This is a genomic window from Halorubrum pallidum, assembly GCF_055380345.1.
The window spans coordinates 186572-200745 of the sequence record NZ_AP043944.1; the positions used below are offsets into that span (position 1 = coordinate 186572).

Consider the following 14174-nt stretch of genomic DNA (forward strand, 5'->3'; position numbering starts at 1 on the left):
CTAGCTTCATCATTATAGGTTCTCCCTGACTTTGAACAGTATTTGAGAAGCATGTCGGACCTGCTTTTGGTATTCCTCCATCTCGCTTTCGGTGATGTTGGTCTCAATAGAGTGAGCCTCGGCGTTGGCGTTCTGGCGGAAGGAGTCCAGTTCGTCGATAAAGTCGCCGTCAAGTCCTCCGGACAGATGCTGGAAGTCAGCTAAGTTGTCCTCAAAGTTGTTGATGAGGGTGCTGAAGTTCTGAAATCGATGGTTCTCCGGAAGGTAGTACAGTTCTATCTCCTGTTTTCCGTACTGCTTTCGTAGGATGTCGATGAGCAGGTTCTCCAAGAGCTTTCGTGTCAGTACGAGGGTTGCGTCGTGGACCCCGATACTGTAGCACTGGTTGATGTCTTCAACGAGATCTGGGTAGAACGTGCCTGGAACGTTATTGATGTCTAGGAATTGTTCGGACCGGAACGATGAGTAGGGAACTCCTGTTCCGGCATCCCCGTTTTCCAGTATATCTAAAGCTGGGTATTTTTCGAGTAATTCTGGGTCGGTGTCGACAAGGGTGTACATTCTCCGCATCAAGTCGACCGCTTTTTCTTCGTCCTCCCCTGCCACTTCTCTGAGAAACTGAGCTGTATTCGCCTGCTGGTCGTCGTCCTTGAACTCCCAGCTTTTGTAGAATCGATTGATGTCCCACAGGGTTTCTTTGACGCCGAACTCTGTAGCGACCATCTCCCAGTCATCCGGGCATAGATCTGAGCCTACAGCGAACCGGGAGAATTGGCCGATAAGAGCCTCCATAGGATCCTGAGACATAGAGAAGGGTACAGAAGTCAGCCTCCTGTAACTATCGCATCCTCCAATGGATACAGCAGAGTTCCTAAATCTATCCCAAACTGAGAATCTTCATTAGATTGCTATGCCAGATGCGACACGTTGTCGGGCTCCTCGACGTCGTCGAACTCACCACGTTCGACCGGCTCCCAGTCCTCTCCCGGTGCTGGACTCCACCAGTCGACCACATAGTCGCCCGGGGCACCGAGGACCTTCACCCGCGCCGATCCACCCGGAAGATCGCGACGGAGCTTCTCGTCGACGTGGAGGTTCCACGTCGAATCGGTGTCGAAGCAGGCGAGGACGGCCTCCTCGTAGCCGCGTGTCTCTCGGGATTCTTGGAGTTCGACCTGCGTGTTGCAGTTCTTGCAGAACATCCCCTCGAAGGGGATGTGACTGAATATCTCGTGCCCGCAGACCGGACACCAGAGGAACTCGAACAGTGCTTCGCTGTGGCGGTCGATGACTTCCAGACTCATCTGTGGATCTGGCCCGATTGAGACGGGCCACCCATCCCGGCCCAAAATAAACGTCATCGCAGATACGTTCCAATCAATCAGCGCTCGGCGCCGTACACGATTCTCGAGGATGTTTCGTACCCACAGTTCCGACACTCGAACCAGCGCTGAACCTTCGCGCCGTCAGCCGTTTTCCCACCGATTGCTACATCGCTGTTCGGACACTCGGGACAACTCAGTTCGGGCGCTGGCCGTTTCCGGAGCTCGTCACGGAACGATTTCGCGTCTTTTGTCTCGTACCCCCGCGACCACACTGGGTAGCCGTCGACGAGGATTGCGCCACGCCACTTGTAGCGGTATGAATCCGGTGCTCGGTGTAAGACCGCTCGAGCGCCGGTCTCGGTATTCCGGTATGCGAGTGTGGGCGTGCGGCTCTCGCGCTTCCAGTTTGTGATCCGGGACATCTGTTAGAAGTGGACGTCGGCGGGCACGATCCAGAGCTCCTCGCTCTCCTCCAGCACTCGATCCAGCTGCTCACGGTGACGGATCCCGTTCGCATATTCGTTGTACAGGAAGATCGTTGGCCCGTCGTAGGCGCCAACCTGGTGGAAGGCGTGCCGAGCGAGATCTTCGTCGCGCATGATCTCCTCATCGGAGAGCTCGTCGATGGCCTCTTTCACCCGGTCGAGATTCCGCTCGAACTCCTCTTTCGTCGCCTCCCAGCCACGCTCAAGCAGGTCTTGGCCGGCATCGGAGTCGACGGGGGCTGCAGTCGGCAATTCACCCCATCGCGCCTTCCCCGCAACGGACGTGTCCTCCTCATCGAACGTCACGTGGTAGTCGAAGACTGCGCCGGCGTGTGGGTCCGCGCCGACCAGGCGGTCGAACACCGACTTTCCGCTGGCCAGTGCGTCGTCGTGGGTCGATTCTTCTACCAGAGCGTAAATTACCATGTGCATCTCGAACACCTCGAAACGCCGACGCACCGGGAGTGGTTGATCGTTCGCTCCTGCTGCGCCGGCACCCATCGCCGGCGCTCGAAAAACCCTGATCTAGCGGTCGATTCTTAGGACTCGTTCGTTCGATCGACTGTGATGGTCAGGTTTCCGGACTCGTAGTCAGCTTCGAAGTCGACGGTGAACGCATCCGAGTCATATGCGGCGTGGTAGGCGCGGTGACGCCTTAGCGAGCCCGTCGCCTTGAAGTGGAAGAACGCAGCCGACGTGTAGGGCTTACTCTGCGTCTCGATTTGCGTCTCAACTGACGCCGGAAGTGCAATCTGTGGCGTGTCGGTGTCAATACTCGCAGCGAACTCCTTCGCTTCCTCGACGGTCGCCTGTGAATGTGCGGGCGTCTCGCCAGTGAGCACGTTCACCGGTGTCTCCGTCTCATCGGTGAACAGGACATCGTGGAAGGTGCGCGTCCCGAGGACTGCGTCGGGATCTAACTCGCAATCGTGGAATGGATCGTCGTCTGAATTCTCGGGCATCAAATCACGAGCCAACGGTGGGGCTCAGTCCTTTCTGCCCCAGACAAACCACAACTAGTCTCGATGTAGCGGAGGTAAGTCCCGAAAGAAGAGCGTCCTGCCCGCACTTCCCGCCGCAGAATCAGGCGTCGATGATTCGATCGGGCTCGATTCGTGACAACCGCATCGCGTTCCCGGTGACGCCGAGGCTCATCCCCATATCTCCGACAACGACTGCCAGCGCAACGCTGACCAGGCCCAGCGGCACGCCTAACGCGAGCAGAAGCTTCACGCCGAGGCTCGCCCAGATGTTCTGCCGGATCACGCCGTTGGCCGTATGCGACAGGTCGTACAGGTACGGGAGTTTCCCGATGTCGTCGCCCATCAACGCAATATCAGCCGTTTCGAGGGCGGTGTCGGTGCCCGCCGCGCCCATCGCGATGCCGACCTCCGCAGTGGCCAGCGCGGGGGCGTCATTGATGCCGTCGCCGACCATCGCGACCTCCCCGTACTCCGCCTGTAACTCCTCGACTGCGTCGACCTTCTCGTCGGGTAGGAGTTCGGCGCGATATTCATCGACACCGACCTGCTCGGCGATGGCGCGGGCGGTGCCCTCGTTGTCCCCGGTCAGCATCACCACGCGCTCGACGCCCAGCTCGTGCAGGCGTTCGACAGCCCGCTTCGAGGCCGGGCGCACCTCGTCGGCGATGGCGATTGCACCCAGCAGTTCCGACTCCGTCCCGACGATAACGACCGTCTTGCCCTCCCGCTCCAGTGAGGTGAGCGCGTCCTCGGCGAACGCCCCGTCGTCGGCCTCGGTCGCCTCTTCCGCCACGACGCCGCCGTCTGTCTCGCGGCGTGCTCGAGCGAGGTCGAAGCCCAGCTCCTCGAAGAGCGCGGGCTTGCCCGCATAGTACGTCTCGCCGTCGATCTCGCCCCGGATGCCCTTCCCCGTGAGGCTCTCGAAGCCACTCGGGTCGGGCAGGTCGCCCACGCCCGCCTCCTCAGCACGGGCGAGAATCGCCGCAGCGATGGGGTGCTCACTGCGCCGCTCCAGCCCGGCGGCGCGACGGAGCAGATCATCCTCAGTGGTGTCGCCGACCGGGACGACATCGGTGACGGCGAGTTCGCCCTTCGTGAGCGTCCCCGTCTTGTCGAGCGCGACGGCATCGACTTCGCCCATCGCTTCGAGGTAGTTGCCGCCCTTGATCAGGACGCCGTTCTTCGCGGCGCTGGTGATGCCCGACACCACCGAGACGGGTGTGGAGATGACGAACGCACAGGGGCAGGCGATTACCAGCAGGGTGAGCCCGCGGATGAACCAGGTCTGCCAGTCGCCGGCGAAAGTGAACCCGTACCCGGCCACGTCCACCGAGATGGGGTCGGCGATAACCAGCGGCGGGATAGCGGCGGTCAGGATTGCCAGCACGACGACGAGGGGTGTGTAGTAGCCGGAGAAGCGGTCGACGAACTGCTCAGACTCGGTCTTCTTCGCCTGTGCGCCCTGTACCATCTCGATGATGCGCGAGAGCGTCGAATCGCCAGCGGTCGAGGTGACCTCTACCTCGAGGTACCCCTCTTCGTTGATCGCGCCGGCGTAGACCTCGTCGCCGGCAGTCTTGTCGACGGGGACGCTCTCGCCCGTGATCGGCGACTGGTCGACTGCACTCTCGCCGTCGATGACCGTTCCGTCGAGCGGAATCTTGTCGCCGGGGCGGACGACGACGGTCTCGCCAACGTCGACCTCCTCGGCGGGAACGGTCACTTCCTCACCATCGCGAAGGACGGTCGCCTCGTCGGGCGAGAGTTCCATCAGCTCGCGCAGGGAGTCCCGTGCCCTGTCCATCGCGTAGTCCTCGAGCAGCTCGGCGATGCTGAATAGGACGGCCAGCGTGGCGGCCTCGACGAAGTAGCCGATACCGGTCGCCGCGATGATCGCCGTCCCCATCAGCAGGTCGATGTCGAGGCTTCGGTTCTTCGCGGAGTAGTACCCGCTACGGACGACGGGGATGCCGCTGGCGGCGACGGCGCCGAGGAACAGGACATCTGCGATGTGGAGCGGGTACTCGAGGACGCTCGCCACCGTGACGTTCTGTCCGGTGAGGAGGAATTCGAAGAGGAGGCCGAGCGTGACGAACGCCGCGCCGAGCCACGTCTTCTTCGCGCGAGGACTCGTCCAGACCTCCGATGGTGGCGCGATGTCGACGCCGTCGGTCGCCTGGTTGTCCTCATCATCGCCCTCAGCGTCCGAGCCCCCGACGACCTCGTAGCCGGCGCCTTCAATCGCCTTGATTACGTCGGCTTCGCTAGTCCGATCAGGGTCGTACGTGACGTTGGCCGTGCCGGTGGTCGGCTGGAGCGTGGCGTCAGTAATGCCGTCGACACGCTGGAGGCTCTTGTCCACCTTTTGGGCGCAAGAGGGACAGTCCATCTCGGGAACGGCGAGGCGGGCGGTCAGCTCACGTCGCTGTCCGCCGCCGCTCGTTTCTCCTGCTGCGTCCGGATTCTCTGTCATTACCTCACGGTAGGAGTGGGAGTTCCATATGTCTTTGTTGGAATATTCCAACTGCGGCCCTCAGTGCGATGCCAGCCGTTCTTCCGCTACCCGCTCGCCGGCGACATGTTGCTTCGCCAAATGTTCTTCCGCCCGACGGAGTCGGTAGGTGAGTGTTGACCGTGGCACGTCGAGATGCTCGGCGAGTTCGCCGACGTCGACCTCGCGGGGTGACTCGTAGTAGCCGTGTTCGACAGCGGCCTGGAGTGCGGCCTCCTGTGCTGGCGGCAGGCCGCTCGGTGTCCCGTCGCCTCCCCCAGCTGATGTCGTCGTATCCGCGGTGCGGAGCATCTCCATCTGGGCGCATTCCCCGACGGCAACCCCGAGGGAATCGAAGAACGCCGCCACATCGCCCTCGTCGGAGTGAATGAGCCGCCACGTGTAGTGGCGGCCCTCGTGACGGGTCTCGAACAGCACACCGTCGCCGAGGTGGTCGCGGGCGATGTGGGGGACTGAGGCACAGGCAGGGGTCCGCTCCCAGTCGGAGTAGAGGATGAGCGTGTCGTCCGTGCGGTCGAGGACACGGGTGGTCTGGGTTGCGCCGCAGTCCTCGGTGGCGAGACAGTCGGCGTAGTAGTCGCTGTTGCGAAACGCGTCCTCGATGGCGTCGAGTGCGTCCGGAGTGCCGGTGGCATGGTCGACTCGCCAGAGCTGGTCGGCAGTGGCGTGCAGCGAGAGTGAACGAACGCGAGCGTCGGGGTGGTCTGCGAGGGCGTCCGCCACCCTGTTGCAGCCGGGCTCGTATTCGAGAGCGAAGACGAGTTCGCGCATACCCCGACTAAGGCCTGCCACGACATAACCCATGGCTTGGGGCGATGTCTACTGGCGGGTATCAGATCACGTCGTCCGGGTCGTGAACCTCCTGCATTCGCTGTGCTTCGGCCGCGTATTGCTCCTGGAGGTCGGGGTCATCGACCATGCCAAGATTGCCGGGTTCAGCATCGACTGCTGCTGTCGTATCTCGGACGTCGGTGAAGGACGTGAGTGCGCGTTCCTTCCGATAGTACTGTTCTCCATCGGGTGTTGCGTAGGTGAGGATGATCAGGTTCTGCTCGTCATCGGAGTACGTCCGTTCGACAAGCCAAACACGAACGTCATCTTCAGACTGATTTGACATACTTAGACGTCCCCCGATATCCACTAAGGGATTGGTGTTACGGCTTGCCGAGACTCGCTGTCTCGAAGGGTGATTCTCCGGTCGGAATGAGCAGCTCCTGTCGGTCTCCGACCCGCTCAGCGAGCTTCCGTTTCAGATACTGTATCGCCGTTGACGGCGTGAAGACGCCCTTATCGAGCATGTCGCCGACGACGTCTTTGAGGGCCGCGAACTGGCCCTGCAGGTGGCCGTCGCCGACCGGCTCGCCGTCGTACCAGCGCACCGTCGCGAGCGCGCCGTTCCCGACGGTCTCTCCCTGTTCGACCGTCTCCGAGTCGTACTGCAGCCCGAACCACAGCGTCCGATAGGCGGTCACCTCGAAGGTGGGTGACACCACGAAGATCGCCTCGTGGTGGAGATAGTCGAGGTGGTCCGCGACGATCTCGTCGAGGGTGAGCCCGGTGGCACGGGGCTTCGGCTTGACGACCGACGACGGACGATCCTCGCCGGCGAGGTAGCCGTCGACGCCATCTGCTTCGAGGCCATCGGCCAGTTCCGCCAGCAGCTGTTTCGCCCACTTCGAGTCGGTGTCGTCGCCACCGAACGGTGTTTCGGCCGAGATTCGGTGCTTGAGCTTGAGATTCGCTGCACCGGCTCTGTTGAAATCCTATTGGTCAGACACTATCTGCTGTGAAACAGCCGGTAAGTGGGGTTGCGTATTGAGCGCTATCGACCTGTGGGAATCACGCTGAAACTGAAGGCTGTCGTCCCGCACGCAATCCGACAAAGTAGATGAGGATGAGTAGGAGTTCGACCGCAAATAGCCCGATAACGGTGTCGAGTACGAGTACAAGAGCAAATCCAAGCATGAAAACGAGGATGCCGGAGATTAATGGCGAACGAGCCCCATATCTTCCCGCCAGGTAATAAACGAATGATGAAATAATGGCTTGTGCGGCGAGGAATACTAGGCTGATAGCGGGCATAGAAAGCTGTACTTGGCAGCGACATATATAGTTTCTCCGACTCAATGAAACGTGCTCAAGAACGACCAAATGACCATTATATACAAGGAACTGAGTGGTACGTGTATCTCCTGTACTTAGCGAGTCGGGGCCAGTTCCTGTTAGCTCGTGAGGGTTTCAACAGAGCCGCTGCACCCCAATGGCTGTAGTGGAGCGTGTACTGTCCGTCTGTGCGTTCGTACGCAACGAGTGCGCGGTGGCCCATTGAACAATCTCCTTGCAGGACGACCCACGACTGGATCGCCCCGCACCCCTCCCGGGGGACGAACAACGCTACTCGTCGATCGGGTCGGGGGAACTGAGGTCCGCGTGGAGGACTTCGCCGTCGCGAACGACGTACCGTTTCGCCAGCACGGGAAACCGGCACTTGGTAAATCCGGCTGTCTGGATGTCGAATTCTTCGTTCGGTTCGAGATACTCCGCGAGCGACCGGAGGAACTCGTGAGTGACGATGCCACCGTCGTAGTCAGGAAGACCGTTCTCACGGGCCTCGTACACTTCGAAGCTGTCGTAGCCCCAGATAACGAGTTCGCCGTCGTCGTCCACTTCCCAGTTGAGCGTCCCGAAGCAGTGGTTCTCACAGAGCTCGCGGACTGCCTGTGGATCCGATACGAGCGCGCCGGTCGATGTCGTTGCGGCTTGCAATGTTGCCATGGATTGTTCTCGGGAGCGGTCTCGCGCCCCCGCACCCTTTCAGGGGGCGAGCAACTGCTCACGCTGTGACGGCCACATGACGTTGCGCTGCCGATGCGTCGAGCTGTCAGGATTCTCTGTTGATGTCACCGTCCCTCGTCGTATTCGGTTGGGTGAGAAAATCTACCTGCTCGAGGAGCGTCGTCGCGGTGCTAATTCGCTCTCGATCAGCGGGCTCCAATTGGTCGCTGTCGATACTGGTGAGGCTACTGAGCGCGCGGTGGAGTCGATAGCCGGGGGTGTCTCGTGGATCCATGTGTGCGCCTCCGCCAATTCTCGGCGCCGAAAAACACCGGCGGGCAGTCAGCAGGTGTGGTATCGTCGGGTGGTCGCGAGCTGGCTTCTGTTAACCAACAACTCCGAGCCGACACCAGAATTGTTGGTTAATTTGACGTCGTCTTTACTGATCGGCTTCGGGTTCGGGCCCGTAGCGTGGCGTGCCGCACCGCTGACAGCCCCACATTGGCTGCCCGGTCCACTCGTCATCGGGGACAGCCTCGAATTCGCGGAATCGATGCTTAGTCTCCCGATCACACTCTCGACACTCGAGGTGAGTTCTGTTTGGGCGCTCGCGTCGTGGCTGTTCGGTATCGGTCTTGTCAACGGATTTCTGGAGCGCAATCGCTGGCACCAGCCAGAGGTCGTTGTCTGCGTCCTCACGTAGGCTTGCAAGACGAGCTTCGGTGCGAACCTCGCTCCCGGTTTCCTCATAGAGAAACGTCGTGTGCTCGCCGTCGTGACGGGGCTGCGTCGTCTCTGTCCACGCCGTCCGCTCACGAGCAGCCGCGAGCAGCTGATTACCACATTCAGACGTGACTCGTGTCGCCGAGGGGAGCGAGGGCCACTGATCGACAAGCTGTGGGGCCGGTTCCTCGTCGAGATCGTAGATTAGCTTGCAGTCATCGACTACTGGGTCATCGTCTGCCTTCGCGAGGAGGGTGGCCGCAGCAGATCCCTTCGCGACGGCGCCGTAGAACGTCGACGCCTCAACGACTATGTGGATGATATGGAGGAGAGTCTGTTCGGCAGTCGATGTGTCCTGATCGTCGGCTGCTTCGAGATGGTTCGTGAGACAGAACCGGCACTTCGACTGGCCAGCGGGGATCGACGCTCCACAGGAATCGCACTCGGTCTCACCTTCTGTCGGGTCGTCTGGATAGCCCGCGTCGACGCCACCAGAGCGTTGCCGCCGGGGCTCGCCACTACTACTGGCGAGTTGATCGTCGGGAACGTGGGTCGCTTCGCCGAGCGGTCGGAGGGCTTCGTAGTCGGCGTACTGGTCGGTCATAGAGTGATCTGGCCGTATCATGCTTCGTCTTCGGGTTTAAATAATGGCTCTCACATCAATCAGCCTACAGACATACAATCGAAAATCAGCAGTGTGGGCGTTAGACAGCCAGTTCGTCCAGTGTGTCGCGGTGGGTCCGCACGGTGACCACCGAGACGTTCGCAACGTCAGCGACGTCCGACTGGGTGAGCCATTGCCCGTCTTCGCGTCCGGCTTTGTACAGACAGGCTGCAGCGAACCCGGACGGCCGAACCCCGGTGGTTGCCCCAGTCGATTCGGATGCTTCCGCCAACTGCCGAGCCCGCTGCCGGATTTGATCGGAGACGTCGAGCTCCGAGGCCAACCGCGGAACGAACGCACTGGGCGTCACGGGTTGGGCTGGCAGGCCAAGTTCCGTATTCAGCGTCGTGTATGCGTTCGTCACCCGCGATTGCTCGACGCGCGCCGACTCGGTGATGTCGTCGAGCGTTCGTGGTCGCCCGTTACACCGACACGCTCCGTAGACACTCGCGGCGGCCATCGCCTCAATCGACCGGCCCTGCAGGAGTTCCTCGTTCTGAGCGCTGCGGAAGAGCTGGCAGGCCTGGTCACGGATCGTCTCGGATAGTTCGAGCGTACTACTGATCCGGCGGACTTCACTAAGCCCGTGTGCGAGGTTGCGTTCGGCTTTCGACTGAAACCGCCCACGCGTCTGTTCACGGCGCATCCGAGCGAGCCGCCGTCGCTTCTGTCCTGAGAGTTCGTTCCCGTTCGCATCGGTCCCGTGGCCGATCTCCGTCGACAACCCACGATCGTGCCGCGCCGCTGTCAACGGAGCACCCGTGCGCTCCCGTTCGTCTTCGTCGAACCCTCGCCACTCTGGCCCGTGGTCGATCCGCTGCTCGTCGACGACGAGTCCACAGTCCTCGCAGACGGTTTCAACCGCGTTGGTTGTAACTTGCCCGTTACACTCGGGACACTGCGTAGCATTCGAGTCGGTCTGGACGTCTTCGTCGAACGTCGTTTCGTAGATCTCTCTGGTTGCCATGGATACTCACGAGGGGACTCACGCGGATCGCGTCTCTCGGAGTGCCCCTCACCCATCAGGGGCACATACACACCACACGGAACAGCGCTGACACTGGAGGGCTGCGGTGGCGAAAGCCCGGCCGCGAAACGGCGCGTGAGCGCCGTGAGCAGCCCGGACCGTGGAGGTGGTGGGAGGTGGCGGTGACCGCGTACACACCAGCAAAAAAGGGGTGCGCCGACCGGCTATTCCCACCACCGACCGCGCTCAGGGAACATAATGGTGCTCCACCCAGTGACAGCCAGTGAGACGCGCCCCTCGTACCAGTTCCGGGCTACCTTGTGAATACGCACCTGCTCGCCCTCTTCAATCCACGGCGCATCTGATTTCTCCCAGATCGTCACCTTCGTTTTTCCACTGTCGTCTGCGATCAGCCCGACTTGAGCGATGGCCGGCGAGTCCGCATCCCAGAGTACTTCGACTCGACCCTCGATGCTCACCTCTTTGCGATTGACGTCCTCGAGCTTCCCAATGGGGATCACCGTCCCAGGCGCCGTCTGCAACTCCTCGAACACCCCGACGACTGCACTCGTTAGGTCTTTCCCACCGACGACGGCTTCACCCAACCGCCGGCCAATCGCTGCTCGCGACCAGCCATCCAGTTTTTCCGCCAACCGCATCGACTGCTTGTTCACCGCCGCCAACTGCTCCTGCGTGAGCTCTGCACGAGGATCGTCTCGCTCCGGGTCAGCCATCGGATTCACGCTCGCTGCCCGCTTCTGGAACTTCACACGCCGCTCAGCGCTTCGCTTCGCTGCGATGTCTCGCGTCCGCTTCGCACGCCCCTCCTGCTGACTGAGTTCTGCCTGGGCACTGATGTGTTCCAACTTGGCCTCTCGTGCCTTGATGCGCTCTTCCTGTTCGAGGGTCTTCCCGAACAGGTGATCCGGGCCTTCCTCGACGCGCGCGTCTGGGTGGTTGGAATCGACTTTGGCCTGGACTTCCATGTCGACCGTCGCCCGGAACTCCGGGGTCTCGTCGACGACTTCGAAGCCATCCTCGTCGACCTCGCCTTCATCGTGTTTCTCGAAAGCCTGTTCATCGACCGAAACTACATCCGTGGTGACGTTGTTACTAGACATTGGAATCTACCCTGATTCCTGAAGGCGCTCAGCGCCCGACACCGCGATGCTACAACATCGCGGATTTCCTCGACGACAACGACCGACAGACTCGTCTGCGCGCTCTCGCTCGCGCCTTCGCGAGCGCCCCTTGGGGCGCGAGCGAGAGCGCGCCATAGGGAGGCCACTCAACCAGCACCGCGCGCCGACCCGCCCGGAGCGAGCGGCCAGCGGGATATGCCCGCTCGTGTCCGGCCCGATGTGCGGGTCCGTGTCCAGGGCGACTGTCGCCGAGAACGCGCGCCGCGGTGTGGCGCGCGACAGCGCAGGCGGCACCAAGCGCTGGAACGCGAAAGCCCGCAAGGGGCGCAACCGACGGGGATACCCGCTGGCGCCGAGGGCACATGCATTTTAGCCCGGAACGGGCGCGGGCGGTGCGGAGAGCGCCCGCACGCCCGGAATGGTCGGTCGCGAGCGACGCGGAGGGCGGAACGCGGCGAGCGGTGCGGGCCATAACGGACACACCTGTCCACCCAGCCGCGACACTCAGCGACCCAACTACTGCCCTGGCGGACTCAGAAAGGGCGAGGCCGTCTCGGTCACCGGGAAAGCAGGCTCTCCCGAGCTAACGGGCGGCGCGCCGCCCGTGAACGGCCGAGGGCCTTCATCGTGTTGCTCACCCAGCAACCTCAGCTGAGTCAGTCATACTCGTTGCGAGATAGCGAAGTTATTTAAATATCGGTTCGTATCTACGCAACAGATGCTTACCGAAGGCGAGGTTCGCGCGCTCACCGTCCTTCACGGTGAGCAGACAGTCTCCGAATTTGCGACCCAGCTGGACCGCAGTCTCAGCTACACGTCTGAACTTGTCGATCGTCTCGAAGCGACCGGACTCGTCGAGACGCGTCGACAAGGGAAAACAAAGCAGATCCGGCCATCGGACGCGAAAGCACTCGAACTCCTCGCAGACATCACCCAAGAGTATTCGCACATCGACTGGCCTGAACTGTTGTCGGGTGCGACGCTCCGCGTTCTCTACTATCTTGAAACACCGCGGGTCGTAATGGAGCTCGCACGCCGGGCCAACATTCACAGGAGTACCGTCCATCGCGCCCTCGATCCACTTCAGCATCGAGGGATCATCTACGAAACTGACGAGGATGCATATGTGCTGAACGAGGGATTCGAACAACTGAGTACGCTTGCTCGGGAACTCGTTCACCACGACCATCGCCAGACCGTCGAACAACACACCGACACCTACACGATTCTCTGGGAGTCACTCGACGAGTTCCTCGTCCAGACCGCAGATGAGATTACCGCCGAGGACTTCCTTTCGACGGGGCCAGAGCGTTTCCAGACCTACGACCTGCCCCTTCTGGCCCGCGACCGTCGGTACTATTTCCATTCAGAGACGATGAATGATCTCTCGCCGGCGATGCTGTGCTGTCATATGCTCGTAATCGATTCGGGCGCACGTACCCAGTCATACTGTCTGCTCCTGCTCAGCCACGTTGACGTCGACCGTGACGAACTGCGTGACCAGGCCACAAAGTACGGCGTCGACGATCTCGTCGAGGACTTGCTCACGTATCTCGACACGAGTGGCGAGGAGCGGGCATCTCGACTTCCCGAGTGGGAAGAGTTCCAAGAATTGGCTGCGGACTACGGGGTGTCAGCATGAGGGCGCGATTCGACAGTTCGTACATTCGGTCGGAACTCGAGCGCATCGGCGAGCAGCTAGACGACCCACTCACTGTCTTCTTGATCGGCGGTGGGGCAATGGCGTTCCAGGATCTCAAGACCACTACCAAGGATATCGATCTCATCGTCGCATCCGGTGATGACCTCGGGCAGCTCCAAGCAGTACTGCTCGAACTTGGTTACGATATCGTTCGGGAACCGGACGAAGAATACGAAGCGCTCGGTGCTCAGCGAATCCTCGAGAACGATGATGGGTGTCGAATCGACATCTTTCACCAGCAGGTAATCGATAAACTGGTTCTTTCTGACGGGATTCGGAAGCGTAGCGAGCGGTACCTCAACCCCAGCAACTTGGTGGTCGAACTCGTGAGCCCAGAGGACATCTTCCTATTCAAGGCGGTCGCCGGACGGGTGGACGATATCGAAGATATGTTTTCGCTGCTGCAGACTGACCTCGATTTCGACGTCGTCGAAGCAGAACTCGCCGCGCAGATCGACCTCTTGGATCAAGAGCTATTCGTAACATACGTGAACGAGGCGTTGGCCGATCTCACCGAGCAACACAACGTGAGGACACCCCTGCATGAGCCGGTCGCGGAGATTACAGAGCGCGTATACGAGGAACTCGAAGTGCTTCACGCCCTCGACGAACCGAAATCTATGCCTGCCCTCCAGCAGGAACTCGATTACACCACGGTTGAATTACAGGATATCGTGAGTCGTCTCGAGGAGAAAGACGCAGTCAAGGAAACCGCTGATCGCATCGAGCGTCTTTCGACGACGATCTGACGGCGAGGGATACCGGAATCTATGGCGTAATGCCAAGCGGTGCGGCTTATTGGATACTTTCCCTATCCATGGATAGGGAGACTCCCCATTAGTCGCGGTCAAGCGCGACGTCGACTTCGTCAACGAGGTCCTCCATGGAAACGGTGT

Annotated in this window: 17 protein-coding genes and 1 pseudogene; 2 read left to right on the forward strand and 16 right to left on the reverse strand. The window is 60.9% G+C overall.

Going from position 1 to position 14174, the window contains the following annotated elements:
* Positions 1-12: 12 nt before the first annotated feature.
* From ACZ45C_RS00980 to ACZ45C_RS01055, 16 genes and pseudogenes are all read right to left on the reverse strand, one after another.
* Positions 13-792, reverse strand: a complete 780-nt coding sequence (locus tag ACZ45C_RS00980) for a hypothetical protein (RefSeq protein WP_460560767.1) — start codon at positions 790-792, stop codon at positions 13-15.
* A gap of 116 nt (positions 793-908) precedes the next feature.
* A complete protein-coding gene (locus tag ACZ45C_RS00985; protein WP_460560765.1) occupies positions 909-1304 on the reverse strand; it encodes a DUF7567 family protein in 396 nt (131 codons plus the stop codon).
* Between the two features lie 77 nt (positions 1305-1381).
* Positions 1382-1747, reverse strand: coding sequence for a DUF7568 family protein (locus tag ACZ45C_RS00990; protein ID WP_460560763.1), 366 nt, complete (start codon positions 1745-1747; stop codon positions 1382-1384).
* Positions 1748-1750: 3 nt separating this feature from the next.
* A complete protein-coding gene (locus ACZ45C_RS00995; RefSeq protein ID WP_006183446.1) occupies positions 1751-2242 on the reverse strand; it encodes a hypothetical protein in 492 nt (163 codons plus the stop codon).
* A 107-nt stretch (positions 2243-2349) separates the two neighbouring features.
* A complete protein-coding gene (locus ACZ45C_RS01000) occupies positions 2350-2772 on the reverse strand; it encodes a hypothetical protein (protein ID WP_006183447.1) in 423 nt (140 codons plus the stop codon).
* 121 nt (positions 2773-2893) lie between these two features.
* Positions 2894-5266: a heavy metal translocating P-type ATPase gene (locus tag ACZ45C_RS01005; protein WP_015299293.1), complete on the reverse strand. Its 2373-nt coding sequence runs from the start codon at positions 5264-5266 to the stop codon at positions 2894-2896.
* Between the two features lie 60 nt (positions 5267-5326).
* Complete coding sequence (locus ACZ45C_RS01010) at positions 5327-6076, reverse strand: helix-turn-helix domain-containing protein (RefSeq protein WP_006183449.1); 750 nt, start codon at positions 6074-6076, stop codon at positions 5327-5329.
* A gap of 61 nt (positions 6077-6137) precedes the next feature.
* Complete coding sequence (locus ACZ45C_RS01015) at positions 6138-6422, reverse strand: hypothetical protein (protein ID WP_006183450.1); 285 nt, start codon at positions 6420-6422, stop codon at positions 6138-6140.
* A 37-nt stretch (positions 6423-6459) separates the two neighbouring features.
* Positions 6460-7065, reverse strand: a pseudogene (locus ACZ45C_RS01020) (DUF6735 family protein); the annotation flags it as partial.
* Positions 7066-7144: 79 nt separating this feature from the next.
* Positions 7145-7387 (reverse strand): sporulation control protein, encoded by a 243-nt coding sequence (locus ACZ45C_RS01025; RefSeq protein ID WP_248896335.1) that lies wholly within the window; start codon positions 7385-7387, stop codon positions 7145-7147.
* A gap of 76 nt (positions 7388-7463) precedes the next feature.
* On the reverse strand, positions 7464-7631 hold the full coding sequence (locus tag ACZ45C_RS01030) for a DUF6735 family protein (RefSeq protein ID WP_460560758.1): 168 nt from the start codon (positions 7629-7631) through the stop codon (positions 7464-7466).
* Positions 7632-7699: 68 nt separating this feature from the next.
* A complete protein-coding gene (locus tag ACZ45C_RS01035; protein WP_006183452.1) occupies positions 7700-8080 on the reverse strand; it encodes a hypothetical protein in 381 nt (126 codons plus the stop codon).
* 106 nt (positions 8081-8186) lie between these two features.
* The gene (locus tag ACZ45C_RS01040) at positions 8187-8375 is read right to left on the reverse strand and encodes a hypothetical protein (RefSeq protein WP_096396460.1); all 189 of its coding nucleotides are present in this window, start codon (positions 8373-8375) and stop codon (positions 8187-8189) included.
* Positions 8376-8519: 144 nt separating this feature from the next.
* Positions 8520-9407 (reverse strand): biosurfactant protein 1, encoded by an 888-nt coding sequence (locus ACZ45C_RS01045; protein ID WP_135536577.1) that lies wholly within the window; start codon positions 9405-9407, stop codon positions 8520-8522.
* A 100-nt stretch (positions 9408-9507) separates the two neighbouring features.
* Positions 9508-10434 carry a transcription initiation factor IIB gene (locus ACZ45C_RS01050; protein ID WP_049983730.1) on the reverse strand — a complete coding sequence of 309 codons (927 nt, stop codon included), beginning with the start codon at positions 10432-10434 and terminating at the stop codon, positions 9508-9510.
* A gap of 224 nt (positions 10435-10658) precedes the next feature.
* Positions 10659-11555 carry a DNA-binding protein gene (locus tag ACZ45C_RS01055; RefSeq protein ID WP_460560755.1) on the reverse strand — a complete coding sequence of 299 codons (897 nt, stop codon included), beginning with the start codon at positions 11553-11555 and terminating at the stop codon, positions 10659-10661.
* 739 nt (positions 11556-12294) lie between these two features.
* Here ACZ45C_RS01055 and ACZ45C_RS01060 point away from each other — a divergent pair.
* Positions 12295-13218, forward strand: a complete 924-nt coding sequence (locus ACZ45C_RS01060) for a winged helix-turn-helix domain-containing protein (RefSeq protein ID WP_049983728.1) — start codon at positions 12295-12297, stop codon at positions 13216-13218.
* Complete coding sequence (locus tag ACZ45C_RS01065; RefSeq protein ID WP_049983727.1) at positions 13215-14027, forward strand: DUF6036 family nucleotidyltransferase; 813 nt, start codon at positions 13215-13217, stop codon at positions 14025-14027. The genes ACZ45C_RS01060 and ACZ45C_RS01065 overlap by 4 nt, the downstream gene beginning before the upstream one ends.
* Positions 14028-14174: the final 147 nt, after the last annotated feature.

Bases quoted from the DNA above. Each gene is read 5' to 3' on its own strand.
- ACZ45C_RS01040 (WP_096396460.1), bottom strand. From the start codon at position 8,375: ATGGATCCACGAGACACCCCCGGCTATCGACTCCACCGCGCGCTCAGT.
- ACZ45C_RS01000 (WP_006183447.1), bottom strand. From the start codon at position 2,772: ATGCCCGAGAATTCAGACGACGATCCATTCCACGATTGCGAGTTAGAT.
- ACZ45C_RS01045 (WP_135536577.1), bottom strand. From the start codon at position 9,407: ATGACCGACCAGTACGCCGACTACGAAGCCCTCCGACCGCTCGGCGAA.
- ACZ45C_RS00995 (WP_006183446.1), bottom strand. From the start codon at position 2,242: ATGCACATGGTAATTTACGCTCTGGTAGAAGAATCGACCCACGACGAC.
- ACZ45C_RS01060 (WP_049983728.1), top strand. From the start codon at position 12,295: ATGCTTACCGAAGGCGAGGTTCGCGCGCTCACCGTCCTTCACGGTGAG.
- ACZ45C_RS01035 (WP_006183452.1), bottom strand. From the start codon at position 8,080: ATGGCAACATTGCAAGCCGCAACGACATCGACCGGCGCGCTCGTATCG.
- ACZ45C_RS00985 (WP_460560765.1), bottom strand. From the start codon at position 1,304: ATGAGTCTGGAAGTCATCGACCGCCACAGCGAAGCACTGTTCGAGTTC.
- ACZ45C_RS01055 (WP_460560755.1), bottom strand. From the start codon at position 11,555: ATGTCTAGTAACAACGTCACCACGGATGTAGTTTCGGTCGATGAACAG.
- ACZ45C_RS00990 (WP_460560763.1), bottom strand. From the start codon at position 1,747: ATGTCCCGGATCACAAACTGGAAGCGCGAGAGCCGCACGCCCACACTC.
- ACZ45C_RS01050 (WP_049983730.1), bottom strand. From the start codon at position 10,434: ATGGCAACCAGAGAGATCTACGAAACGACGTTCGACGAAGACGTCCAG.
- ACZ45C_RS01025 (WP_248896335.1), bottom strand. From the start codon at position 7,387: ATGCCCGCTATCAGCCTAGTATTCCTCGCCGCACAAGCCATTATTTCA.
- ACZ45C_RS01065 (WP_049983727.1), top strand. From the start codon at position 13,215: ATGAGGGCGCGATTCGACAGTTCGTACATTCGGTCGGAACTCGAGCGC.
- ACZ45C_RS01005 (WP_015299293.1), bottom strand. From the start codon at position 5,266: ATGACAGAGAATCCGGACGCAGCAGGAGAAACGAGCGGCGGCGGACAG.
- ACZ45C_RS01015 (WP_006183450.1), bottom strand. From the start codon at position 6,422: ATGTCAAATCAGTCTGAAGATGACGTTCGTGTTTGGCTTGTCGAACGG.
- ACZ45C_RS01030 (WP_460560758.1), bottom strand. From the start codon at position 7,631: ATGGGCCACCGCGCACTCGTTGCGTACGAACGCACAGACGGACAGTAC.
- ACZ45C_RS00980 (WP_460560767.1), bottom strand. From the start codon at position 792: ATGGAGGCTCTTATCGGCCAATTCTCCCGGTTCGCTGTAGGCTCAGAT.
- ACZ45C_RS01010 (WP_006183449.1), bottom strand. From the start codon at position 6,076: ATGCGCGAACTCGTCTTCGCTCTCGAATACGAGCCCGGCTGCAACAGG.